This window comes from Rhizobium sp. BR 249 (genome assembly GCF_047445895.1).
Lineage (GTDB): Bacteria > Pseudomonadota > Alphaproteobacteria > Rhizobiales > Rhizobiaceae > Rhizobium.
In genome coordinates, this window is sequence record NZ_JARWKX010000011.1 from 1 (window position 1) to 23,335 (window position 23,335).

Genomic DNA, 23,335 nt, shown 5'->3' on the forward strand with positions numbered 1-23,335 from the left:
GTCTTTCGAAGGCCGCCCACGGAATTCGCTTCAACAGATCATGAAAGACGCTATTCTCGTGCCGCACGGTGTTGCCCCTCTTTCGTGTCCGGGATTGTCGCCAAACATCCGAATACGAGTAGAATCAACACCGTGCGCCTTGTCCACCAAATTTAAACCGGACACCAGTGGCCTTGTGCCGAGCATCTAACCACGGCAATTGTCGGGCAGAAAACGTTAGTTTCAGTCACTTAATTGGGCCGGAGCAGATCCTCGGCACAAGGCCGAGGATGACGTCGCGGGCTTTGCAGTGGTTTGTCAGCAGCCCCACCGTCGGCGGTGGGGTTTCCGTTTGAACAGGCTGAAATTTCAGAGTGCGCCGTTCTTCGGCGGCGTCACGCCGTTCAGATGGTAGTTGCCGACAACGTGGTATTTCCAACGCACGGGATCGTGCAGCGTATGGGTGCGGGCATTGCGCCAATGACGGTCGAGATTGAGGCTGGCCTGCACGGACGAGGTTCCGGCAAGCTCGAAGAGCGTGTTGGACGCCTCCAGCGCCACCTCTGTCGTCAGCACCTTGGCGGCGGCGACGGCAAGCGTCGCTTCGACCACCTTTTCCTCCGTCGTCTCGACCTGCGCGGCATCGACCTTGTGGCCGGCCCGCTCGACGAGAGCCGCCGCGGCTTCCAGCCGAATGGCGATCTGGCCGACCTTGGCAATCGTCAGCGGATCGTCGGAGGCTCGGTCGAGGCCGCTATCCATCCAGGGGCGCGATTTGGTCCTGACGAACTCAAGCGTTTCGGCGAAGGCCGCCCGCGCGATGCCAAGATCGATACCGGCATGGATGATCTGGCCGACCGAGCCGATCGTCGTCGGCCGTTCGAAGCCCTTGTGATGGAAGACCACGGAATCGGCGCTGACATAGACGTTATCGAGGATCGTCGTGCCGCTGCCGGTGGTGCGCTGGCCGAAGCCGTCCCAGTCGTCGACGATTTCGACGCCTTCGGTGCCCTTCGGCACGAAAGCCATGGTCAGCCGGTCCTCCGCATCGAGTGCAAAGACAGTGATCCAGTCGGCGAAGAGGACGCCTGTGGAATAGAACTTGCGGCCGTTGATCCGGTAGCCCGGCCCATCGCGGGTGATGCGCGTATTGTAGTGACCGACCGTCTTGGTGCCGCGCTCGGAAAGCGCATTGCCGAAACGGTCGCCGGCCAGAACGCGGCCGAAGAAATAACGCTGCTGCTCCTCGCTGCCATCGGTTCTCAAGGCTTCGAGAATGTAGAAATGGTTCTGCGGGATCTGGCCGATCGAGCCGTCCGCCTCCGACAGGATCGCGGTGATTTCGGCCAGGACGGCGTTCGAGACATCGAGCCCGCCATATTGCGAGGGCACGGTGATTGCCAGAAGTCCTGACTGCGCGAGGATGTCGAGTTCGGCGAAAGGCAGGATCCGATCGGCGTCACGATCGGCGGCGCGCGCGGCAAATTGCGCCGCCAGCCTGCGGGCGGTGGCGATCGCCTCCTCCTCGCTGTCGATACGAGCGGCCACGGGCCGGATCTGGTCTGTTTGCCTCAACACGCTGTTCATCGATGCCTCCAATTCTGAGGATGCTATCGGTGAAAGAAATCGCACGTCGAGATAAGAGTACAAATTCTATAGATGGGATAGAAAATAAAAAGTGTTTGCTTACCGGCCTCCGGCTGGCGCGATTAGGAGAACGCACTGAGGCACCAGACGAGATCAGCGTGCATTCTTTAGGGTAGCGCTCAGTTGCTGGCGTGAACGTTGCTAGCCGGCAAAACGCCAGGGATCGATGCATTCGACGCCAAGCGGGATGAAATGGGCGACATTACGCGTAACCAGTTTCAGCCCGTGTTCCAGTGCCGTGGCGGCGATCATCGCATCGGCGGAGGGGCGCTTGTCCGCAGTCGGCAGCAAGCCGGCCCGGCTTGCCGTCGCCATATCGAAAGGCAGGATGCGGCCGTGGAATTCCGGCAGCACGATCTCATCCATCCAGCGGCGGAGCTCCCCAGCGAAACCCGGGTCTCTTGCCCGCTCGCGCGCTATACCGAACTGGATTTCCATGATCGTGACCGCCGAGAGATAGGCCTCTGCAACGGAAAACGCCTTCATGAAATCCTGGAATTCCTGAGCGTGCCGCTCAATCCTGCGCGCGGCGGAGACGACATTCGTGTCAAGCAGGAAAACCATCAGAACTCGACAGTCCGGTTGCCAAAGCCGAGCGGTTCGGGCTCGAACTCCCGGTCATCCGCCTGGGGATCACGTAATGCCGCAAAGAGGGTCTTCGACGCCCTCCAGTTCGCCTGGAATTCGGCATAGCTCACCAGCACATAGGCTGCCTCACCGTGATCGGTGATCACGAGCGGCCGCTCGCTTGCCTCCTTTTTCGCCTTGCTCGGATTCTGGTTGAAGGCGGCACTGGTCATGAAGGACATTTTCATCGAAAAGTTCCATACTACATTAAGCAGAAAATATACTACATCATTTCGGCTTTACAATACGCTCAGGCCGAGGCTCCGACCTCAAACGCGTCGCTTTCTCCCGGCACCAGCTCCAGCGGCCAGATGATGTTGCGGCCACCATCCGGATAGAACGCGCGATAGGCCGGCATGTTGGCGAGAAGCGTCTGGCCGAGCGCGATACCGAGATCGTAGAGCGACATGCGGAAGCAACTGAGCGAGGGCTGCAGGAAGCGTGCGCGTGGGGCATCGCGGAAGCCGATCACTGCAAGGTCGCGGCCGATCCGGATGCCCGCTTCCATCAGCCGGCGGTAAAGGCCGATCGCCATCAGCTCGTAGATCAGGATGACCGCGGTCGGCCGATCCTCAAGCTGCAGCAATTCATGTGCCGCCTGATAGCCGCCCTGTTCGCTCGACTTGACACGGATGACGAGCGACGGGTCGAAGGGAATACCGTACCGTTCGAGCGTGCGGCGATAGCTCTCGACAAAGACGTAGCCGAGGTTGACTTCGCTCGAAGGCGCAGTGATCGCGATCCGGCGATGGCCGCGCGCGACCAGCCTTTCGACAGCGCGTTCCGCAACACCCTCGAAATCGAGATCGACCCAGGGGTAATTGCCGGCCGAACGGCTGCGGCCGACGGCGGCGAAGGGGATCTTTGCCCGCGAGAGAAGATCGATGCGCCGATCCATACGCTGCGTATTGGAGATGATCATCGCATCGACGACACGCCGCGCCACCATGCGCTTCAGATATTCGCACGGGTCTTCGCCGGCCGGGCAGGGAAGTATGAGAAGGTCGAGCTTGTGGCGGGCAAAGACATGCTGCAGGCCGCTGGTGACGCCGAGGAAGAAGTTATCGGCATTTTCGACCGCTTCCTGGCTGGATTCGATCATCAGCCCGATGACTTTCGTCTCTCCTTGCCGGAGGCTTCGCCCCGATTGATTGGCGACATAGCCGAGCTCCGCCGCCGCCGCCAGCACGCGCCGGCGGGTTTCCTCGTTAACATCGGGCTTGCCGTTCAGCGCACGGGAGACCGTGCCGATCGAGATATCGAGGTGTTCGGCAAGCAGGCGAATCCCTTTCATGGCTGGCGATTTTCCTCCGGTTGGCACTTTCGCGTTCCGCCTCTATTGACATCCCAAAACGTTTCCGCCTACATTCGTAAACGTTTACGGGATGCGTGTCACGAGGAGAGTTGGCGCCATTCCCTCGGAGGAAATCGTGAAATTCAGTGCCATTCTGTGCGGGTGCGGAGCTATGTCCAAAGGTTGGTTGCGCGCCATCGCGTCCAACCCTCAACTCGCCGACTCCATCGCCATCGTCGGCCTCGTCGACCTGAACCGGGAAACGGCGGAAAAGCTCGCCGCCGAGTTCGGTCTGGAAGGCGCCGTCATCGGCTCCGACCTGTCCGACGTCATCGCTGCCACGAAGGCCGATCTCGTCTTCGACATCGTCATTCCGTCCGCCCGATACGATGTCGTTTCGACCGCGCTCAAGGCCGGCTGCCACGTGCTCAGCGAAAAGCCGATGGCGGCCTCGCTGGCCGAAGGCGCCGCCCTGATCGATCTCGCCGCAGAGACCGGCCGCATCCATGCTGTCATCCAGAACCGTCGCTTCATTTCGGGCGTCAGGCGCCTGCGCCGTTTCGTCGACAGCGGTGCGATCGGCGAGCTCACCGCCATTCATTGCGACTTCTTCCTCGCGCCGCATTTCGGCGGCTTTCGCGAGGAGATGGACAATGTGCTGCTTCTCGATATGGCGATCCACACCTTCGATGCCGCCCGTTACGTCGCGGACAGGAAGCCGCTCGCCGTCTATTGCGTCGAGCGCAACCCGAAGGGTTCCTGGTATCGGCACGGCGCCTCGGCAAACGCGATCTTCGAATTTTCCGACGACATCGTCTTCACCTATCGCGGTTCCTGGTGCGCCGAAGGCGAGCGCACCAGCTGGGAAAGCCAGTGGCGTCTCGTCGGCTCGAAGGGAATGCTCACCTGGGACGGCGAAGAGAGCTTCAAGGCCGCCGTCGCCGGCGACGAGCCCGGCCTTCTGCGCGGCTTTGCTTCCGTAAACGTTCCCGGTCCGGAGCATCACGAGGAAACCCACGGCCATGCCAGCGTCATCGCCGATTTCATCGCGGCGATCCGCACCGGCAAGCAGCCCGAGACCGTCAATTCCGACAATATCAGAAGCCTCGCCATGGTCTTCGGCGCGATCGAAAGCGCCAGGACCGGCCGACGCATCGAAATTTCAGCATAGGATGAAGTGACGTGAGCAACCCTGCAAAATCCATTCGCATCGGCACCATGGTCAGCGGCAACAAGGGCGATGCCGCCGTCCGCATCGGCCAGATCGCCGACCTCGGCTTCGAAAGCTTCGAACCTTTCTTCTGGCAGACGACCAAGGGGCAGAACCTCGCCGAGCTCGGCAAGCGCTGCCTCGATGCGATCGGCGATCGCGACATCACCATTTCGACGCTCGGCATGTTCGGCAACCCGCTCGAAGAGAGCGCAATCGATCTCGAGACGCTGCAGGGCTGGAAGGATTGCATCGACAATGCGCATCATTTCGGCGCCACCTGCGTTGCCGGCTTCACCGGCCGCGTCCGCGGCAAGCCGCTGACCGACAGCCTGCCGCGCTACAGAGAGATCTGGAGCGAGCTCGCCAAACGCGCTGCCGACAAGGGCATCAAGATCGCCTTCGAGAATTGCGCCATGGATGGCAACTGGGCGAGCGGCGACTGGAACATCGCCCATAATCCCGATGCCTGGGAGCTGATCTTCAACGAGACGCCGGATGACCATATCGGGCTCGAATGGGAACCCTGCCATCAGATGGTCTATCTGATCGACCCCATGCCGCAGATCCGCAAATGGGCACACAAAATCTTCCACGTCCACGGCAAGGACGCGACCATCCGCTGGGAGGTCATCAAGGAGCACGGCATCTTCGGCAAGGAGAAATTCGTCTTCATGCGCACGCCGGGCTTCGGCGACAGCAACTGGACCGACATCATTTCCGAGCTGCGCCTTGCCGGCTGGTCGGGCTCGATCGACATCGAAGGCTGGCACGATCCGGTCTATCGCGACGAACTCGAAATGACTGGTCAGGTCTACGCACTGAACCATCTCAAGCATGCCCGGGGCGGCGAATTCGTCGTCGATCCGGCCTGATGATATCGTTTCCGGCAAGGAGGATTGCCGGAAACGGGGATAACCACAAAGGAGGAGAACCATGGCTATCCGCAAATATGCAATTCTCGGCGCTCTGGCGCTGGCAGGCGTCTCGCTCTTCGGTCTTTCGGCCAAGGCCGAAGACGTCACGCTGACGCTCTGGTCGCTCGACAAGGACACCCAGCCGGCGCCGAACCTCGTCAAGGAATTCAATGCCCAGAACAACGGCATCAAGATCGAATACCGGCTGATCCAGTTCGACGACGTCGTCACCGAGGCGATGCGCGCCTATGCCACCGGCCAGGCGCCCGACATCATCGCCGTCGACAATCCGGAGCATGCGCTCTTTTCGTCGCGCGGCGCCTTCCTCGATCTCACCGACATGATCGCCAAGTCGACCGTCATCAAGCCGGATAATTATTTCCCCGGTCCGCTGAAATCGGTCGAGTGGGACGGCAAATATTACGGCGTGCCGAAGGCGACCAACACCATCGCGCTCTACTACAATAAGGACATGTTCAAGGCGAAGGGTCTCGATCCGAACAAGCCGCCGCAGACCTGGGACGAGCTGGTCGAGGATGCGCGCAAGCTGACCGACCCTGCCAAGAACGTCTACGGTCTCGCCTTCTCGGCCAAGGCCAACGAGGAGGGCACCTTCCAGTTCCTTCCCTGGGCCCAGATGGGCGGCGGCAGCTACGAGCACATCAATGCCGATGGCTCGGTGAAGGCACTCGAAATCTGGAAGACGATCATCGACGAGAAGCTCGCTTCTCCCGATAGTCTGACGCGCGGCCAGTGGGATTCGACCGGCACCTTCAACTCCGGCAATGCCGCCATGGCGATCTCCGGCCCGTGGGAACTCGACCGCATGGTGCAGGAAGCGAAATTCGACTGGGGCGTTACCCTGCTTCCGGTTCCCAAGGAAGGGGCTGAGCGCTCCTCGGCCATGGGCGATTTCAACTGGGCGATCTTCGCCACCAGCAAACATCCGGCCGAAGCCTTCAAGGCGCTCGAATATTTCGCCTCGCAGGACGACAAGATGTTCAAGAACTTCGGCCAGCTTCCGGCCCGTTCCGACATCTCGATCCCCGAAAGCGGCCAGCCGCTGAAGGATGCCGCCCTCAAGGTCTTCCTCGAACAGCTGAAATACGCCAAGCCGCGCGGCCCCCATCCGCAATGGCCGAAGATCTCCAAGGCGATCCAGGATGCCATCCAGGCGGCGCTGACCGGCCAGATGAGCCCGAAGGACGCGCTTGATCAGGCCGCGGATAAAATCAAGGCTGTACTTGGCTGATTACTGGCTGTGAATGAGCCGCTTGCTCTCCTCTTCTCCCCAGCGGGGGGCCGAAGGACGGGGCGAGACACGCGGCTCGACCCAGGTACGGATGCCCAACGGGCAGATGAGGGAGGCGAGGAGCGAAGCGACGAACGTTCTGAGCGCAAGTGAAGAGCAGCAAACACTGAACTCGGCGCCCCCTCATCCGACCCTGCGGGCCACCTTCTCCCCGCTGGGGGCAACGGCTCACCCACCGATGGCGCACCAGCCATCAAACCATTTCCTCCCGGCAGGGGCCGTCCCGCATCACGCGTCAGGCGGCCCCGTTCGGGATATCGGAGGACCCATGAAGAGGATACTGACGAGCGTCAGGGACGGCCGCGGCTTCGATATCGTGCTGGTCGCTTTCCCGCTTGGCTTTCTGTTCCTGATGGCGGGACTGCCGCTCATCTACAATGTCGTGATGAGCTTCCAGGAGGTCGACATGTTCAGCCTCGGCACCTTCTCGCGCCCCTTCGTCGGCTTCAAGAATTATACCGACCTCTTCGCGCAGCCGGAAACGCTGCCGATCCTCTACAACACCCTTATCTTCGTCACCGGCTCGATCGCCGGCCAGTTCCTGATCGGCTTCGGACTGGCGCTGTTCTTCTGGGTGAATTTTCCCGGCGCCTCGTGGATGCGCGGTCTGTTTCTCGTCTCCTGGGTGATGCCGGGCCTCGTGGTCGGCGCCATCTGGAACTGGATTCTCTCGGGCGATTTCGGCGTGCTGAATTTCATCCTGAGGGAAAGCGGCATCATTTCAGGCAATATCTTCTGGCGCTCCGACCCGCATTATTCGCTTTATGCCGTGATCATCGCCAACATCTGGCTTGGCACCTCGTTCAACATGATCCTGCTTTCCGTCGGGCTCGCCGGCATCCCCGCCGATCTCTACGAAGCGGCCGAACTCGACGGCGCCAATGTCTGGCAGCGCTTTTGGACGATCACGCTGCCGATGATGCGCTCGACGATCGGCGCCATCATCGCGCTCGGCCTGATCTTCACCCTGCAGCAATTCGATCTCTTCGCCGCGATCACCTCGGGCGGACCGAACAATTCGTCTAATGTCACACAATATTGGGCGTGGGATCTTTCCTTCCGCCAATACGACTTCGCCAAGGGCGCAACCATCTCCGTCATCATGATCGTCTTCGTCATGTTCGCATCCGTCGTCTATGTCCGCTCCACACGCCATGAGGTGCGCGGATGAGATCGATGAACCGCGACCGCCTGATGCTGGCAATATCGATCGTCATGGCAGCGATCTATCTCTTCCCGCTCTACTGGATGTACATCACCGCGCTGAAGAGCGGCTCGGAGATGTTCGCGACACCGCCGAGCTTCTGGCCTTCAGCGCCGCAATGGGGCACTTACGCCTATGTCTGGGAAAGCCGTGACATGGGCCGCTATCTGTGGAACTCGCTGCTCATTGCGCTCGGCGCCATGGCGCTCATCACCGTGCTCGGCGTCGGCTGCGCCTATGTGCTCGCGAGATACCGCAACGTCTGGGTGGATATCGGCCTGTTCCTGATCCTGATGCTACAGGTTCTGCCGGCCTCGCTGATGATCACGCCGATCTTCGTAGGCTTCTCGCAGATCGGCCTGCTTTCCTATCCGCGCCTCGCCGTGATCATCGCGATTGCCGCCAAGAGCATGCCCTTCTTCGTCGTCCTCGTGCGGGCCACCTTCATGAGCGTTCCGCAGGAGCTGGAGGAGGCGGCCCTCGTCGACGGCAATTCACGTGTCGGCGCCTTCTTCAACATCGTGCTGCCGCTTGCCCGCAACGGCATCCTCGTCAGCGCCATCCTGATCTTCATGCAGGCCTTCGGCGAATTCGTCTATTCGAAGTCGATGATCCAGGCGGCCGAGCTTCAGCCGGCAAGCGTCGGCCTCAACTCCTTCATGGGGCCGAACACCAACGAGTGGAACAACATCATGGCCTACGCCACGATGTATGTGACGCCGATCCTTGCCATCTTCGTTCTCTTGCAGCGCCGCATCGTGTCCGGCCTCACCTCTGGAGCCCTGAAATGACCACGCAGATCGAACTCAGCGGCGTCAACAAATATTACGGCGCCTTTCATGCCCTGAAGAATATCGACCTTTCGATCGCCAAGGGCACTTTCGTCGCACTCGTCGGCCCGTCCGGCTGCGGCAAGTCCACGCTGCTGCGCTCGCTCGCCGGCCTCGAAAGCATCTCGACCGGCGACCTCAGGATCGCCGGCGAGCTGATGAACGGCGTGCCGCCGCGCAAGCGCGACGTCGCCATGGTCTTCCAGTCCTACGCGCTCTATCCGCATATGACGGTCGAGGAAAACCTAACCTACAGCCTGCGCATCCGCGGCGTCGCCAAGGCGGAAGCCAAGAAGGCGGCCGAGGACGTGGCGGCGACGACAGGTCTTTCGCATCTTCTGAAGCGTTATCCCCGCGAGCTTTCCGGCGGCCAGCGCCAGCGTGTCGCCATGAGCCGCGCCATCATCCGCCACCCGAAGGCCTTCCTGTTCGACGAGCCTCTGTCCAACCTCGACGCAGCGTTGCGCGTCCACATGCGCAAGGAAATCCGGGCGCTGCACGACCGGCTGAACGCGACCTTCGTCTACGTCACGCACGACCAGGTCGAAGCGATGACAATGGCCGATCATGTGGTTGTCATGCGTGACGGCATCATCGAACAGCAGGGCGCGCCGCTTGATCTCTACGACCGGCCGGCCAACCGCTTCGTCGCCGGCTTCATCGGATCGCCGGCGATGAATTTCATTCCCGCCATCGCTGCGGAAGACGGAAAGAGCCTGACATTGGATTTCGGCGCGGTGAAGCAGAAGCTTGCGATCGCACGCGCCGTCGAGCCGGGGCGCAAGCTCGTCGCCGGCATTCGGCCGGAGCACATCGAGGTGGTCGCACCCGGGCAGGGCAGCTTCGACGTGCCGATTGCCTTCGTCGAATCGACGGGGTCCTCGACCTTCATCGTCGCGGCGACCCAGCCGGAACTGACGATCGTCGAGACGCGGCGCGACAAGGTCAGGCCAGGAGAGATGATCGGACTTTCGGTCGACCCGACCCAAATCCATCTCTTTGACGCATCGACCGAGCGCCTGATATAACACCCGTCATTCGAGGGCGGGCAGCTTCATAAAACCATCACCGGTCTCTGCGAAGGGAGTGGCTCCGCACGATTCACTTCGTCATATCTGCAGCATCCGGATTTTCCACATGACATCCTCCCCGATATCAGCGCGCCTTTCCCCGAACGCGTCATCCCGCCTCATCGTGCTTGCCGAAACGGTGTTGAAGGCGGGCGAGACGGCCCGGGCTTCTCTCCGGCGGCGGACATCCGGGGAAATGCTCGCCAAGGCGCCGCGCGACTACCAGACCGAGATCGACGTCGCGGTCGAACGTATCATCGTCGATGAAATGCTGAAGGCCTTTCCGGATTATGCCATCCAGGGCGAGGAAGCCGTCGGCAACCGCACGGGCGGGCCGGAAACGCCGATCATCTACATCGACCCGATCGACGGCACGACCAATTACGCCTGGGGCATGCCGCATTTCGGCATGACGATCTCGATTGCCGAAGGCGGCAGGCTGGTGGCCGGCGTCGTTTATGACGCCATGCAGGACGAGCTCTTCAGCGCCGAGCTCGGCGGCGGCGCTTATCTCAATGGCGAGCGCATCCGCTGCGCCGATGTCGCCGACATCGAGAACGTGCTGATCGGCGCCGGGCTGCCGATCCCCGGCCAGGTCAAGGCGGTTTCGGAAGAAACCTATTTCGACGCCATCAAACGCCTGATGGCCAATACGGCAGGCGTGCGCCGCCTGGGCTCTGCGGCGCTGTCGATCGCCTATGTCGCCTGCGGTCGGCTGGATGGCTTCTTCGAGGACGGGCTCTCGATCCATGATTTCGGCGCCTCGGCGCTGATGGTCGAAGAGGCCGGCGGCATCGTCACCCGTTTTTCCGGCGCGGCAGTCGACGGGCGCGGCGATATCCTTGCGGCCAGCAAGGCGCTGCATCCCTGGCTCAAGGAAGGCTTCCTCGTCAACGCGTGAGCCGGCGCAGTTGCCGGCTCCACCATATGGAAATCGACGGCAGGAGACACTATCTCCTGGCAAACAAGGAGACATCCAATGACCGAAGAACGTGCAGTGCTCGCCGGCGGCTGCTTCTGGGGCATGCAGGACCTCATCCGCCGATATAATGGCGTGATTTCGACCCGCGTCGGCTATACCGGCGGCGATGTGCCGAACGCCACCTACCGTAACCACGGAACTCATGCCGAGGCGATCGAGATCATCTTCGATCCCTCAAGGATCAGCTACCGGGAAGTCCTCGAATTCTTCTTCCAGATCCACGACCCGAGCACGCGCAACCGCCAGGGCAACGACGTCGGCACGAGCTATCGTTCGGCGATCTTCTACACCAGCCCAGAGCAGGAGCGTGTCGCGCGCGATACGATCGCCGATGTCGATGCATCGGGCCTGTGGCCCGGCAAGGTCGTCACGGAAGTCGTGCCCGTGAGCGATTTCTGGGAGGCCGAGCCCGAGCACCAGGATTATCTGGAGCGGATTCCGAACGGCTACACCTGCCACTTCGTCCGGCCCGGCTGGAAACTGCCGGCCCGCCAGAAGATCGCCTGACCCAATTCGTGCATGCATGCATGCCGGAGACAATGCCGGCATGCATGGCGCGCACGCCGCTCAGCAGGCGGGTCAGAACCCCGTGCGATCGGCGATGACACGCACCATTTCGTCGATGTCCCGATCGTGAATTTCGTGCCCGCCGCCAACAATCCGGTGCAACTGGGCGGTCGGCGTGACACGGGTGAAGGCTTCTCCGTGCTCGATCGGGAATAGCGGGTCTGATGTGCCGTGGATTACGAGAACCGGCACGTCGATGCGCGACGCATGCAGCGTGGCGGCGCTATCCTCGCTCAACAGCATGAAATGGTTGGTCGCACTGACAAAGGACGCGGCCCGGCCCATGTCGCGTGCGATGAGGGCATCCGCCGCCTCGGCATCGTGCGGATGCCTGGTGCCGGCCAGCATGGCTGAATCGCGGCGCAGGAAATCGGCAATGGCTTCAAGATCCGACCAGTCGAGACTTTCGGCAGCGGCGGAATGTTCCATGTAAGCTTTGGTCGAAGAAGGCAGGCCGTCGACTCCAAGCGGCGACGAACTGATCGCGGTGAGTGTTCGCACCCGCCGAGGATGGCGCAATGCGGCCTCTTGCGCTAGGAAACCGCCCATCGACATGCCCACCAGATGCGCGGCTTCAATTCCATAACCGTCGAGAACGGCGATGGCATCGTTGGCCAGATCGCTAAACGAATAGTCCGGCTCGCCCGGCGGGTAACACGTGGAAAGGCCGGTGTCGCGCTGGTCGTAGCGGATGACGTAGCGCCCTTGGGCGGCGAGTTCCTCACAGAACCTTTCCGGCCACCACAGCATCGAAGACATCACTCCCATGATCAACAACACGGGCGGGTGGGCCGGATCGCCGAAGGCCTGGGTGTGCAGTTGCGTATATTCGAATGCGACGATCTTTTCTGCGACGAGAGTTGACCCGGTCATTTCCATGCCTCATCTTTCCGATTGCAGTTTGCAACTAGTATTCATCTTGCATAACTGATCCTAATATGCAATCTGTTTTGAGGGATTTGGCATGCGAAACCCCTCCACGCATCAGACTGAGAATTGATCCTCGAACAAAGCAGAGCGAGTGTCATGGCGTTAGATCGTGCCGACTTTTACGACGCGGAATTGGCGAGACACAATCGGCATCTCCGAATTGCTGCCGGCGTTGGCCCGAATGACCGAGTGCTCGATATCGGCTGCGGCGCGGGACAGACGACGCGCGAGGCCGCCCGTGCCGCGACGCAAGGAGAAGCGGTCGGGGTGGATACATCAGCTGAGATGCTCGAAGTCGCAAGGCGACGGAGTGCTGCGGAAGGTTTGCGAAACGTGGTGTTCGAGCAGGCAGACGCGCAATTCAATCCCTTTCCAGCTGCCAGTTTCGATCTCTGCATCAGCCGGTTCGGCGTGATGTTTTTTGCCGATCCGGCAGCCGCCTTTGCCAATATCGGCAGGGCGATGCGTCCGGGCGCGCGCCTTGTGTGGATGGTATGGCAAAGCCGGGAGCATAACGAGTGGTCCGGCGCCATCCGGCAGGCCCTGGCGCCCGGAACTGCGGTTTCGGCAGGTGGTCCCAATCCGTTTTCGCTTGGCGATCCTTCCACTGCGAAGGACCTTTTGAGCACCGCAGGTTTTACGTCGATCGACTTTGCCGACGTGCGAGAGCCGGTCTTCTATGGACCAGACGTCGATGCGGCGTCCGAGGCGCTCGCCGGCCTTTATCTTGTGAAGGACGCGCTCGCGCGCACCGATGAACCGCCTGGCAAACCGCTACAGCGTCTGCGCGATTTGCTGGCGACGTATATGACGCCGGAGGGCGTGTTGTTCGACTCCAGCGCCTGGATCATCACTGCTCGCCGCGCAGGCGTCGACGCGTCTCAATAGCGAGGTGCATAATCCAGGCCGCCGTCGATCCGGGCCGGACGCCCGTCCAGGAAAAGCTCGCCGATGCGCGGCGCCGAGCGGGCGACGACCTTGCCGCGGCGGATCACCACCAGCCGGTTCGGCTTCAGCCGCAGCGCTTCCAGCGGATCGCTCGCCTGAAGGATGACCAGGTCGGCGTTGCATCCTTTCGCCAGGCCATAGCCTGTAAGCCCCATAGTCTTCGCCGAATTGACGGTCAGGGCGTCGAAGATCTTCTTCTTGTCCTCGATGCCGGCCATCTGCGCGACATGGATCGCCATATGGCCGACCTCCAGCATGTCGCCCGATCCCATCGAATACCACGGATCCATGACGCAATCGTGCCCGAAGGAAACGTTCAGCCCGGCATCCATCAATTCCCTCACGCGGGTCATGCCGCGGCGTTTCGGATAGGTATCGTGCCGGCCCTGCAGCATGATGTTGATCAGCGGATTGGGGATGACGTTGATCTCGGCCTCCGCCATCAGCGGAATGAGCTTGGAGACATAGTAGTTGTCCATCGAGTGCATCGAGGTCAGATGCGAGCCGGCGACGCGTCCCTGCAGGCCGAAGCGGATGGTCTCAGCCGCCAGCGTCTCGATATGGCGCGAGAGCGGATCGTCGGTTTCGTCGCAATGCATGTCGACCGGCAGGCCGCGATCGGCGGCGATGCGGCAGAGCGCCTCGACCGAGGCCGTCCCTTCGCCCATCGTCCGTTCGAAGTGCGGAATGCCGCCGACGATATCGACGCCCATGTCGAGCGCCCGGTTAAGCGCATCGATCGCGCCCGGCGAGCGATAATAGCCGTCCTGGGGGAAGGCGACCAGTTGCAGGTCGATATAGGGCGCCACCTTTTCGCGGACCTCGATCATCGCTTCGACCGTCACCAGCCTGGGATCACTGGTATCGACATGGCTGCGGATGAAGAGCAGGCCTTGCGTCACTGCCAGATCGCAATAGCGCAGCGCACGGTCGACCAGCTCTTCCTTCGTCACGATGGGGCGCAGCTCCCCCCAGAGCGCGATGCCTTCGAGCAGTGTGCCGGAGACGTTCATGCGCGGCAGGCCGAGCGACAGGGTGGCGTCCATATGGAAATGCGGATCGACGAAAGGCGGACTGGCCAGTCTGCCGGTCGCGTCGATTTCTTCGCCCGCCTGCGCCTGGAGATTGGGCTCGACGGCGATGATCCTATCGCCCTCGATGCCTATATCGATGCCGGTGCAGCCATCGGGGAGATTTGCGTTTCTGACGATCAGATCGAACATCGGAGCCTCGTTGGATGTGGATGGTCTCAGCGCTCGCCGCGGCGGTAGGGCTGCATCAGCGCCTGCGGAACGCGGGCGCGGCGGGCCATGACGGCAAGCGCGGCAATGGAGAGAATATAGGGCGTCATCAGGAAGAGCTGATAGGGCACAAGCCCGCTCAGCACGGTTTGCAGCCGAAGCTGGAAAGCATCGAAGAAGGCGAAGAGCAGGGCGCCGAAAAGCGCGCGGCCCGGCCGCCAGGAGGCGAAGACGACGAGCGCGATGCAGATCCAGCCACGCCCCTGCACCATGGTCGGGAAGAAGCTGTTGAATGCCGACAAGGTCAGGAAGGCGCCGCCCATTCCCATCAGCGCGCTACCGGCGATGACCGCGCCGTAACGCACCTTCATCGGATTGACGCCCTGGGCTTCCGCCGCATGCGGGTTCTCGCCGGTCATGCGGATCGCAAGCCCCACGGGTGTGCGGAAGATGATATAGGCCATCAAGAGCGCGATCAGGATCGCGAGATAGGTCGGCGCGGTCTGCGTGAAGAAGGCCGGGCCGATGAAAGGCAGCGTCGGGAGGCCGGGAATGGCGATCGGCTGGAACGGCACGATGGTGGGCGGCGTATTGGCAAGCGGCACGATCAGCCGGAACACATAATAGCTGAAGCTCGACGCAAAGAGCGTGACGCCGAGACCGGCGACATGCTGCGAGAGGCCGAGCGTCACCGTCAGCCCCGCATGCAGCAGGCCGAAGACGCCGCCGGCCACCGCGGCAATCAGCAGGCCGGTCCAGAGATCGGCGCCGTGATAGACGGATAGCCAGCCGATCATCGCGCCGAAGGTCATGATGCCTTCGATGCCGAGATTGAGCACGCCCGCCCGTTCGCACAGAAGAGCGCCGAGCGTGCCGAAAATCAGCGGCGTGGCGATCCGCAGGATTGCCGCCCAGAGCCCGGCGGAGGCGATGATATCGAACAGCTGCATCATCGCCGAATCCTGTACTGAGTGAAGAACAACGCGATCAGCATCGTCAGCAGCGACAGCGCCACCGTGACGTCGGCGATATAGGTCGGGATGCCGAGGCCGCGGCTCATGCCGTCCGCGCCCACGAACATGGTGGCGGTGAAAATAGCGGCGAAGACGACACCCAGCGGATTGAGGTTGGCGAGCATGGCGACGACGATGCCCGCATAGCCGAAACCGGGCGACAGATCGGTCGTCACGTAACCCTTGACGCCCATCACCTCGATCGCGCCTGCGAGCCCCGCAAGCCCACCCGAGAGGCAGGCGACCTTCACCAGCGTTCTGCCGAGCGGCACGCCTGCGAAAACAGCGCCGGCAGGATTGAGGCCCGCGGCGCGGGACTGCATGCCGAATACGGTGCGGGACTGGACAAAATGGACGACGACGGCAAGAGCGATCGCGATCGCAAAGCCGATATGCAGGCGCGAGCGGGCGATCAGCTTCGGCAGCATGGCGTGATCGCTGACGGACTGCGACTGCGGCCAACCGAAGGCGAGCGGATCTTTGAGAACGCCATCGATGAGCATTGACACGAAAAGCACGGCGATGAAGTTCAGGAGCAGGCTGGTGACGACCTCGTCGACGGAAAAGCGCAGCCTGAGCCACAGCGGAACCAGGATCAGCACCATGCCGGCAATGGCGCCGATCAGCAGCAGGAGCGGAATGAGGATGGGCGCGGGAAGATTGCCCAGCAGTTTCGAGCTTGCCGCCGCAACGGCGATGGCGCCGAGATAGAACTGACCCTCGGCGCCGATATTCCAGAGCCGCGCCCGGAAGGCGACGGCGGCAGCAAGCCCCGTCAGCATCAGCGGCGTCGCCCGCGTCAGCGTTTCGGTCGCCGAGAGCCGCGAGCCGAAGGCGCCGGTCAGGATGCGCCAATAGGCATCGAGAACGGGCGCGCCGGCAATCGCGATCAGGATGCCGGCCAACGCCAGCGCCGCAATGACCGCGACGACGGGCGTGAATATCAGTAGGGAAAGCGGGCGGTGCTCCCGGCGCTCAAATCGCATCGTGGGCCTCTGGGGTTTCCTGCCATTCGCCGGCCATCATCAGGCCCAGCCTGCGGGCGTCGGCGCCATCGGCCTCGACCGGCGGCGACAGACGGCCGCCGACGATCGCCTGTATGCGGTCTGCAAGCGCGATCACCTCGTCGAGATCCTCCGAGATCAGCAGCACGGCGGTCCCCTGCCGACGCGCTTCGAGCAGGCGAGCGTGCACGGCGGCAACTGCACCTTCATCGAGGCCGCGAGCGGGCTGCGCGGCAATCAGGATGCGCGGCCGCCGATAGAGGCTGCGGCCAAGAATGAGCTTCTGCATATTGCCGCCGGAAAGCAGCCGGGTGCGGATGGCAGGGCCGCCGCCGCGAACGTCGAACCCGTCGATGATCTCCCTGGCGAAGCTCATGCCGGCCTTGCGGTCGACGAAACCACGGCGCGAGAAGGCCGGCGAGGCGATACGCTCCAGGACGGCGTTTTCCCAGATCGCCATTTCTCCGATCACGCCTTCATGGTTGCGATCTTCCGGAATACGGCCGATGCCGGCTTCGACGACATCGGCGACGCCGAGATGACCGACCGCTTCCCCGAACAGCTTGAGGTCGCCGCCACTGCGCGCCAGCGTGCCGGACAGAAGATGCGCCAACGCCGCCTGGCCATTGCCTGAAACGCCGATGATGCCGAGGATCTCGCCCTGGTGCAGCCGAAAGCTGATCGATTTCAGCCGGTCGACGCCGCCGGTGCGCGCCGTCACGCCGTCCGCTTCGAGGGCGATGGCCCCGGGCGCCGACGGCTCGCGCACGGGCCGCGTCACGCGGCGCCCGACCATCAGTTCGGCGAGTTCCGCCTTGCTGGTGTCCGATGCCCTGCGTTCGGCGACCATCTTGCCGCCGCGCAGGACCACGATGCGGTCGGCCGCGGCCATCACCTCGTCGAGCTTGTGCGAGATGAAAATCAGTGACAGGCCCTGGCGGGCCATTTCCTTCAGTGTCGTGAACAGCCGCTCGGCCTCGATATTGGTCAGCACCGCCGTCGGCTCGTCGAGGATCAGGATGCGGGCGTCGTTGTAGAGCGCCTTGAGGATTTCCACCCGCTGCTGCTCGCCGACCGACAGGTCGCCAAGCCGGGCGTCGGGATCGACCGTGAGGCCGAAGCGCTCTGAAATGGCCAGGAGCTTCTTACGCGCCGCTGACGTTGCCGAACGCCAGGACCACAGTTTTTCGGTGCCGGTCATGACATTTTCGAGAACGGTCAAATTGGGAGCGAGCGAGAAATGCTGGTGCACCATGCCGACCCCGGCGCGGATCGCCGCCCGCGGTTTGCCCTGCGGCGCCTCCACGCCCTCGATCAGAATTCGGCCGGCATCCGGCATGTAGTGGCCGAAAAGGATGCTCATCAGCGTGGTCTTGCCTGCACCGTTCTCGCCGAGCAGGGCCACGATCTCGCCCCTGGCGAGCGTCATGGAAATATCGTCATTGGCAAGATTGTCGCCGAAGCGTTTGCTGACACCGATAATTTCCAGAACAGGCCCGGTCATGACGGCAATCCCACCACCGGAAAGCGGTGCTGCCATCGCCCCTCGGCCTCCAGGCGTGCGGCAAGCGACAGCAGGCGCGGCTCGTGGCTCATCGGCGCCATGAGCTGCACCGGCAGCGGCATGGCCTGTTGATCCTGTCCGAAAGGGAGAGTCAAAGCAGGAAAACCCGAAATATTGGCGAGGCAGGCAAGCGGCGCGAATGCCGCCATGCGTTCGAGATGCAGATCCGTATCGACATGATCGGACGGAAAGGAGCCGATCGCAAGCGGCGCGGAAGCAAGCATCGGCATCAGGATGCAATCGACCCTGTCGAACAGCGCCCAGAGACGATGGCTCACCAGGACGGCATCGTTCAACGTGTTCCAGAGCATGGTCGTCGACAGCGCCCGCCCGCGCGCCGCGAAAGCCTGCGTGAGAGGCTCGGCCCGACTCTCCTCAAGAGCCGCCGCCTCGATGAGTGCGGAAAGGTTGACGGAAACGATGTCTGCAAAGGCGCGGCTGCTGGCGGCGACACTCCATTCGAAGTCGGCCCAGGCCAGTGGAACGACGATATGTCCATCGCTTTCAAGCATGCGCGCCGCGTCTTCGACTGCGGCAAGCCGGCTACCCTCAGTCGGGTAAGCCGGCCCGGTATCGGTCAGCAGGCCGATCCTCAAACGGCCGTTGTCGATATCGACAGGGGAGGGGTCCGGAACAGGTCCGCGCGAATTGCCGCTCAGCCGGTCGAAAATCAGCGCCGTATCCCGCACCGAGCGGCAGACCGCCAGTTCGCTCGCGATGCCGGCGAGATGGTTGCCGAAGGATGGTCCGCCTGGCATGGCGCCACGTGTCGGCTTCAGTCCGACAAGGCCGCAGCAGGCGGCGGGCACGCGGATCGAGCCGCCGGCGTCGGTGGCATGGGCAATCGCGACGATCCCGGCCGCAACCGCTGCCGCCGCGCCGCCGGAGGAGCCGCCGGCGGTTCTCTCCGGATCGAGCGGATTGCGGCAGACCGGCCCGATCGCCGGTTCGCTGGCAAGCGAAAGACCGAATTCCGGGCTCGTCGTCAGGCCGAACAGGCAGAAGCCGGCGTCGCGGAACCGGGAGGCAAGATCGGAATCGGCTTCGCCGCCCTTTCTTTCGAAGAGGCGGGAACCCGCCGTCACCGGCAGCCCGGCAAAGGGACCGCCAAGATCCTTCGCCAGCGCCGGCACGCCGGCAAAGGCCCGGGCGACAAATTGATCGGGCGCATTTAGCCGCTCCCCGTCGCAAGCCTTCGCCGAGGCGAGACCCATGGCGGCATCGATATAGGCGATCGCGCCGAGCGGCTCGTGCCGCGCGGCTGCCTCAAGAGAGATCTGCATCGCTTCCGCAGCGCTCAGGCTGCCATGCCTGATCGCTGCCGCCAGCTCGGTCGCGTCGCCCTGCATGAGCCGAACTACTTCGGCTCGTCCATCATCTTCGGAACTTCGAACGTGCCGGCTTTGATCTCCGCACGCTTGGCCTCCATCGCCGCTTCCGCCTCGGCGGGCGCGACACCCTTGACGAAGACGATGTCGCTGCCGCCTTCCTTCATCAGGCCGTAGGACGTGTAATTCCGTCCGACCGGTTTTCCGGCGGCGACATCGGCGATCGCGGCATTCAGGATCGGGCGGAAGTACCACATGGCGTTGGCGAACACCGTATCCGGATAACGCGGCGTGTAATCGATCAGCGAGCCGATCGACTTGATGCCGCGCTCCTTGGCGGCGTCGGCCGTGCCGATACGCTCGCCGAACAGGATGTCGGCGCCGGCGTCGATCTGGGCAAGACCGGCTTCGCGGGCCTTCGGCGGATCGAAGAAGGTGCCGATGAACGAGACGAGGTGTTTTGCATCCGGGTTGACCGCCTTGACCCCCGCGGCGAAGGCGTTGATCAGCATGTTGACCTCGGGGATCGGAATGGCGCCGACCGAACCGACGACATTCGACTTGGTCATCTTGCCCGCCAGCATGCCGGCCAGATAGGCGCCGTCATAGTTCCAGGTGCCGAAGACACCGAAATTGTCGCCCGCCTGCTCGCCGCTCGAACCCAGGACGAAAGCCGTATCGGGATAGTCGGCCGCGACCTGCCGGGCCTCCTTCTCCACGGCATAGGCCTCGCCGATGATCAGCTTGTTGCCCTGTTCGGCATATTCGCGCATGGCACGGGGATAATCGGTGCCGGAGACGCCTTCGGAGAAGACATATTCGATGACGCCGTCCTTGGCCGCGTCCTGAAGGGCCTTGTGGAGACAGGAATTCCAGGCATTTTCAACCGGCGAGGCATGAATACCGGCGACTTTCAACGGGGCAGCGGCCCTTGCGAGCGGGGCGAAGCCGCTGACGCCAAGCGCAATGCCCGATGCGATGACTGCCCGGCGTGAAATCAGGATGTCTTTGGTCATTGATTGCTCCCCTTATTTTTACCATCTGGTTCAAAAATCATAGTAGCGCCCAAAAAAGTGTCAAGCAGCGAACAGGCTTAAAAATCAGGCTGATCGACCGCCACGACATGGCTGAAAGCATGAGATATGGCAGGCCTGCACACCCGGCGTCGCCGTGCTTCTCGGGCCGGATCTACAGGGCTTGGCGCGGCGACTCCGGCAGGATATGCATAGAACCATCGGGTTGGGGAAATTGAAATGGGTGAAGAAGAAGACGCCTCGCGGCGGCCGATCGCGAGCCGGTCGTCGTCCTGGGCGATCGGGCTCAGTGCTTGGCTGGCGCGCACCGGTATCACGCGCAGGATGAGCCTCAGCCGTTCCCTGGAGAGATTATGACCGCGCTCATCCGTCGCCTTCTCGTGCTGTTCGTCCGGATCATGGTCGGCGCCCGAAGCGAGTGGCGGGGCTGTGCGCCCGACCCTCGCCGCCGCATCTATTTCGCCAATCACAACAGCCATGTCGATACCGTCGCCGTCATGGCCGCCCTGCCGTGGCCGATCCGGCGACTGACTCACCCGGTCGCGGCGCGCGATTATTGGGGAACAAGCGCCTTGCGCCGTTTCATCGCCGAGAAAGGCCTGCGCGCCGTCCTGATAGACCGCAAGCCTCTGCCCGAAAGCAACCCGCTGGAGCCGGTCGAGCGCCTGCTCGAAGAGGGGCGCTCGGTCCTGATCTTCCCGGAAGGCACGAGAAGCGCCAACGATGAGATCGCCCCTTTCCGCAGCGGCATCTATCGCCTCGCCTGCCGTTTCCCCGATGTCGATCTCGTGCCGATCCATCTCGACAATCTTCAGCGTATCCTGCCGAAGGGAAGCTGGCTCATCGTGCCGATCACCTGCACGGCGCGCTTCGGCAAGCCGCTGCGCGTCGAACCGGGCGAAGGAAAGGACGCGTTCCTGGCCCGCGCCCGTGCCGCGATCATCGAGCTAGCAGACGGAAAGCACATCGCATGACCAGCCATTTTTCCGTCGTGCTTGCCGCGATTCTCGGCCTGCTGGCCGTCGCCTCGGCCATCGGCTTCATCCTTCAACGGCGCGCGAGCGAGCCCGGCTCCGTCGCCACCGTCCACAATCTCAATGCCCGTATCCGCTCCTGGTGGATCATGGTCGCGATATTCGGCGGCGCGATCCTGCTCGGCGATACCGCGGTGGTCGTCCTGTTCGCATTCCTGTCCTTCATGGCGCTTCGCGAATTCTGGACGCTGACGCCATCGCGTCGCGGCGACCATCTGGCGCTGTTCCTATCCTTCTTCGTCGTCCTGCCGGTGCAGTATGTGCTGCTCGGGACACTGTGGTATGGCCTCTTCGCGATATTCATCCCGGTCTATGCCTTCCTGATCCTGCCGGCGGTGGCGACCCTGACGGGCGACGTCAACGAATTCCTGGCGCGCACCGCCCGGGTGCAATGGGGATTGATGCTGACGGTCTATTCGATCAGCCATGCTCCCGCGCTGCTCATGCTGCAGACCGGCACGCCGTCGGCCCTTCTTCTCGTCTATCTCGTCATCGTGGTGCAGCTCAGCGACGTCTTCCAATATGTCTGGGGCAAGCTTCTCGGAAAGCATCGCTTCTCACCGAACATCAGCCCGTCGAAGACGCTCGAAGGCCTGATCGGCGGCGGCGCCTCGGCCATCCTGGTGGGAACGCTGCTCTATCGCCTCACGCCGTTCTCGCCTCTGCAGGCGGCGGCCGTCAGCACGGTCATCGTCGTCGCGGGCTTCTTCGGCGGCTTCGTGCTCTCGGCCATCAAGCGCGATCTCAACGCCAAGGACTGGGGCTATGTCATCGAGGGTCACGGCGGCGTGCTCGACCGCCTGGATTCCATCACCTTCGCCGCGCCGCTGTTCTTCCACATCGTCCGCTACTGGTACACCGTCTGAGGTTTCATCCGCGAAAGACTATCTCGCAGCCTCCATGGACGAGGCATGGGCCTTCGCCATGGCCTCCTGAAGGTCGTCGATAGGCGTCGCATTCACAATCTTCCTGCCTTCGAGCTCCTTCGGCATTTTCCAGCCGGGATCGATGCCTTCCATGTTCGGCAGTTCGTGGGCGATACCCTTGTGACAGTCGATGCAGGTCGCCTGGCCGGAAAGCAGATATCGGGTATGGATCTCGGCGGCGCGTTGCGTCTGCTTCTGCAGATCCATGGCCACCGACGAATGGCAGTTGCGGCATTCCAGGCTGTCATTGGCCTTCATACGCGCCCATTCATGCTGGGCAAGCTCCAGCCGCTTTTCCAGAAACTTCGGGCGAGTGTTGATCGTGCCGAATATCTTGCCCCAGACCTCCTTGGAAGCCTGCATCTTGCGGGCGATCTTGTCGGTCCACTGATGCGGCACGTGGCAGTCCGGACAAGTCGCCCGCACGCCCGATCGGTTGGAGAAATGGATGGTGCGCGAAAGCTCCTGATAGACGTTGTCGTGCATTTCATGACAGGAGGTGCAGAATTTTTCGGTATTGGTCAGTTCGAGCGCGGTATTGAACGCCCCCCAAAAGAGGACGCCACCGACGAAGCCGCCGAGCGTCAGGACACCGAGCCCGATCGTCGCCGCCGGCGTCGTCAGGATCGACCACGCCCATAGAACCGCTTTCCTGATAAATGCGATCATGACGG

At 62.5% G+C, this 23,335-nt stretch carries 23 protein-coding genes and 1 pseudogene; 12 read left to right on the forward strand and 12 right to left on the reverse strand.

The window, feature by feature from the left end; genetic code table 11:
- Nucleotides 1–348 precede the first annotated feature (348 nt).
- From QD408_RS12240 to QD408_RS12255, 4 genes are all read right to left on the reverse strand, one after another.
- The gene (locus QD408_RS12240; RefSeq protein ID WP_414139486.1) at nucleotides 349–1,566 is read right to left on the reverse strand and encodes an SfnB family sulfur acquisition oxidoreductase; all 1,218 of its coding nucleotides are present in this window, start codon (nucleotides 1,564–1,566) and stop codon (nucleotides 349–351) included.
- Between the two features lie 201 nt (nucleotides 1,567–1,767).
- Nucleotides 1,768–2,190: a type II toxin-antitoxin system VapC family toxin gene (locus QD408_RS12245; RefSeq protein WP_414139487.1), complete on the reverse strand. Its 423-nt coding sequence runs from the start codon at nucleotides 2,188–2,190 to the stop codon at nucleotides 1,768–1,770.
- Complete coding sequence (locus QD408_RS12250) at nucleotides 2,190–2,441, reverse strand: type II toxin-antitoxin system Phd/YefM family antitoxin (protein WP_414139488.1); 252 nt, start codon at nucleotides 2,439–2,441, stop codon at nucleotides 2,190–2,192. Before QD408_RS12250 ends, QD408_RS12245 begins: the two co-directional genes overlap by 1 nt.
- Nucleotides 2,442–2,503: 62 nt before the next feature.
- A complete protein-coding gene (locus QD408_RS12255; RefSeq protein ID WP_414139489.1) occupies nucleotides 2,504–3,547 on the reverse strand; it encodes a substrate-binding domain-containing protein in 1,044 nt (347 codons plus the stop codon).
- A 136-nt stretch (nucleotides 3,548–3,683) separates the two neighbouring features.
- Here QD408_RS12255 and QD408_RS12260 point away from each other — a divergent pair, with 136 nt between their 5' ends.
- The 8 genes from QD408_RS12260 to msrA all read left to right on the forward strand — a co-directional run bounded on the left by QD408_RS12260 (nucleotide 3,684) and on the right by msrA (nucleotide 11,579).
- Nucleotides 3,684–4,718: a Gfo/Idh/MocA family protein gene (locus QD408_RS12260; protein WP_414139490.1), complete on the forward strand. Its 1,035-nt coding sequence runs from the start codon at nucleotides 3,684–3,686 to the stop codon at nucleotides 4,716–4,718.
- Between the two features lie 11 nt (nucleotides 4,719–4,729).
- Entirely contained in the window at nucleotides 4,730–5,632 is a 903-nt protein-coding gene (locus tag QD408_RS12265; RefSeq protein ID WP_414139491.1) for a sugar phosphate isomerase/epimerase family protein, read from the forward strand.
- Between the two features lie 61 nt (nucleotides 5,633–5,693).
- Nucleotides 5,694–6,926, forward strand: coding sequence for an ABC transporter substrate-binding protein (locus tag QD408_RS12270; protein ID WP_414139492.1), 1,233 nt, complete (start codon nucleotides 5,694–5,696; stop codon nucleotides 6,924–6,926).
- A 328-nt stretch (nucleotides 6,927–7,254) separates the two neighbouring features.
- Nucleotides 7,255–8,157: a carbohydrate ABC transporter permease gene (locus tag QD408_RS12275; protein WP_064696656.1), complete on the forward strand. Its 903-nt coding sequence runs from the start codon at nucleotides 7,255–7,257 to the stop codon at nucleotides 8,155–8,157.
- The gene (locus QD408_RS12280; protein ID WP_088682624.1) at nucleotides 8,154–8,981 is read left to right on the forward strand and encodes a carbohydrate ABC transporter permease; all 828 of its coding nucleotides are present in this window, start codon (nucleotides 8,154–8,156) and stop codon (nucleotides 8,979–8,981) included. Before QD408_RS12275 ends, QD408_RS12280 begins: the two co-directional genes overlap by 4 nt.
- Nucleotides 8,978–10,048, forward strand: a complete 1,071-nt coding sequence (locus QD408_RS12285; RefSeq protein ID WP_414139493.1) for an ABC transporter ATP-binding protein — start codon at nucleotides 8,978–8,980, stop codon at nucleotides 10,046–10,048. Before QD408_RS12280 ends, QD408_RS12285 begins: the two co-directional genes overlap by 4 nt.
- 109 nt (nucleotides 10,049–10,157) lie before the next feature.
- Entirely contained in the window at nucleotides 10,158–10,991 is an 834-nt protein-coding gene (locus QD408_RS12290; RefSeq protein WP_414139494.1) for an inositol monophosphatase family protein, read from the forward strand.
- Nucleotides 10,992–11,069: 78 nt separating this feature from the next.
- A complete protein-coding gene (gene msrA / locus QD408_RS12295; RefSeq protein ID WP_414139495.1) occupies nucleotides 11,070–11,579 on the forward strand; it encodes a peptide-methionine (S)-S-oxide reductase MsrA in 510 nt (169 codons plus the stop codon).
- 72 nt (nucleotides 11,580–11,651) lie between these two features.
- Here the strand turns inward: msrA and QD408_RS12300 are convergent, their stop codons facing one another.
- Nucleotides 11,652–12,518 (reverse strand): alpha/beta fold hydrolase, encoded by an 867-nt coding sequence (locus tag QD408_RS12300; RefSeq protein ID WP_414139496.1) that lies wholly within the window; start codon nucleotides 12,516–12,518, stop codon nucleotides 11,652–11,654.
- A 147-nt stretch (nucleotides 12,519–12,665) separates the two neighbouring features.
- Between QD408_RS12300 and QD408_RS12305 the strand changes: the two genes are divergently transcribed.
- A complete protein-coding gene (locus tag QD408_RS12305; protein ID WP_414139577.1) occupies nucleotides 12,666–13,457 on the forward strand; it encodes a class I SAM-dependent methyltransferase in 792 nt (263 codons plus the stop codon).
- Here QD408_RS12305 and QD408_RS12310 read toward each other — a convergent pair.
- Genes QD408_RS12310 through QD408_RS12335 form a run of 6 tightly spaced genes read right to left on the reverse strand, consistent with a single transcriptional unit; the run spans nucleotide 13,451 to nucleotide 20,683 of the window.
- Nucleotides 13,451–14,740: an amidohydrolase family protein gene (locus QD408_RS12310; protein ID WP_414139497.1), complete on the reverse strand. Its 1,290-nt coding sequence runs from the start codon at nucleotides 14,738–14,740 to the stop codon at nucleotides 13,451–13,453. The two genes, QD408_RS12305 and QD408_RS12310, sit on opposite strands and share 7 nt — an antisense overlap.
- 26 nt (nucleotides 14,741–14,766) lie before the next feature.
- The gene (locus QD408_RS12315; protein WP_414139498.1) at nucleotides 14,767–15,711 is read right to left on the reverse strand and encodes an ABC transporter permease; all 945 of its coding nucleotides are present in this window, start codon (nucleotides 15,709–15,711) and stop codon (nucleotides 14,767–14,769) included.
- On the reverse strand, nucleotides 15,708–16,757 hold the full coding sequence (locus QD408_RS12320) for an ABC transporter permease (protein ID WP_414139499.1): 1,050 nt from the start codon (nucleotides 16,755–16,757) through the stop codon (nucleotides 15,708–15,710). Before QD408_RS12320 ends, QD408_RS12315 begins: the two co-directional genes overlap by 4 nt.
- Nucleotides 16,747–18,279 carry an ABC transporter ATP-binding protein gene (locus QD408_RS12325; protein WP_414139578.1) on the reverse strand — a complete coding sequence of 511 codons (1,533 nt, stop codon included), beginning with the start codon at nucleotides 18,277–18,279 and terminating at the stop codon, nucleotides 16,747–16,749. Before QD408_RS12325 ends, QD408_RS12320 begins: the two co-directional genes overlap by 11 nt.
- Nucleotides 18,276–19,688 carry an amidase gene (locus QD408_RS12330; protein ID WP_414139500.1) on the reverse strand — a complete coding sequence of 471 codons (1,413 nt, stop codon included), beginning with the start codon at nucleotides 19,686–19,688 and terminating at the stop codon, nucleotides 18,276–18,278. The genes QD408_RS12325 and QD408_RS12330 overlap by 4 nt, the downstream gene beginning before the upstream one ends.
- Before the next feature lie 8 nt (nucleotides 19,689–19,696).
- Nucleotides 19,697–20,683, reverse strand: coding sequence for a BMP family protein (locus QD408_RS12335; protein ID WP_088682615.1), 987 nt, complete (start codon nucleotides 20,681–20,683; stop codon nucleotides 19,697–19,699).
- Between the two features lie 237 nt (nucleotides 20,684–20,920).
- Here QD408_RS12335 and QD408_RS12340 point away from each other — a divergent pair.
- The 3 genes and pseudogenes from QD408_RS12340 to QD408_RS12350 form a co-directional block, all read left to right on the forward strand.
- A pseudogene (locus QD408_RS12340) lies at nucleotides 20,921–21,019 on the forward strand (CDP-alcohol phosphatidyltransferase family protein); the annotation flags it as partial.
- Nucleotides 21,020–21,054: 35 nt separating this feature from the next.
- On the forward strand, nucleotides 21,055–21,675 hold the full coding sequence (locus QD408_RS12345; protein ID WP_414139501.1) for a lysophospholipid acyltransferase family protein: 621 nt from the start codon (nucleotides 21,055–21,057) through the stop codon (nucleotides 21,673–21,675).
- A complete protein-coding gene (locus QD408_RS12350; RefSeq protein WP_414139502.1) occupies nucleotides 21,672–22,601 on the forward strand; it encodes a phosphatidate cytidylyltransferase in 930 nt (309 codons plus the stop codon). The genes QD408_RS12345 and QD408_RS12350 overlap by 4 nt, the downstream gene beginning before the upstream one ends.
- Nucleotides 22,602–22,619: 18 nt before the next feature.
- On the opposite strand, the gene QD408_RS12355 is transcribed toward QD408_RS12350, so the two are convergent.
- Nucleotides 22,620–23,330 (reverse strand): NapC/NirT family cytochrome c, encoded by a 711-nt coding sequence (locus QD408_RS12355; protein WP_414139503.1) that lies wholly within the window; start codon nucleotides 23,328–23,330, stop codon nucleotides 22,620–22,622.
- Nucleotides 23,331–23,335: the final 5 nt, after the last annotated feature.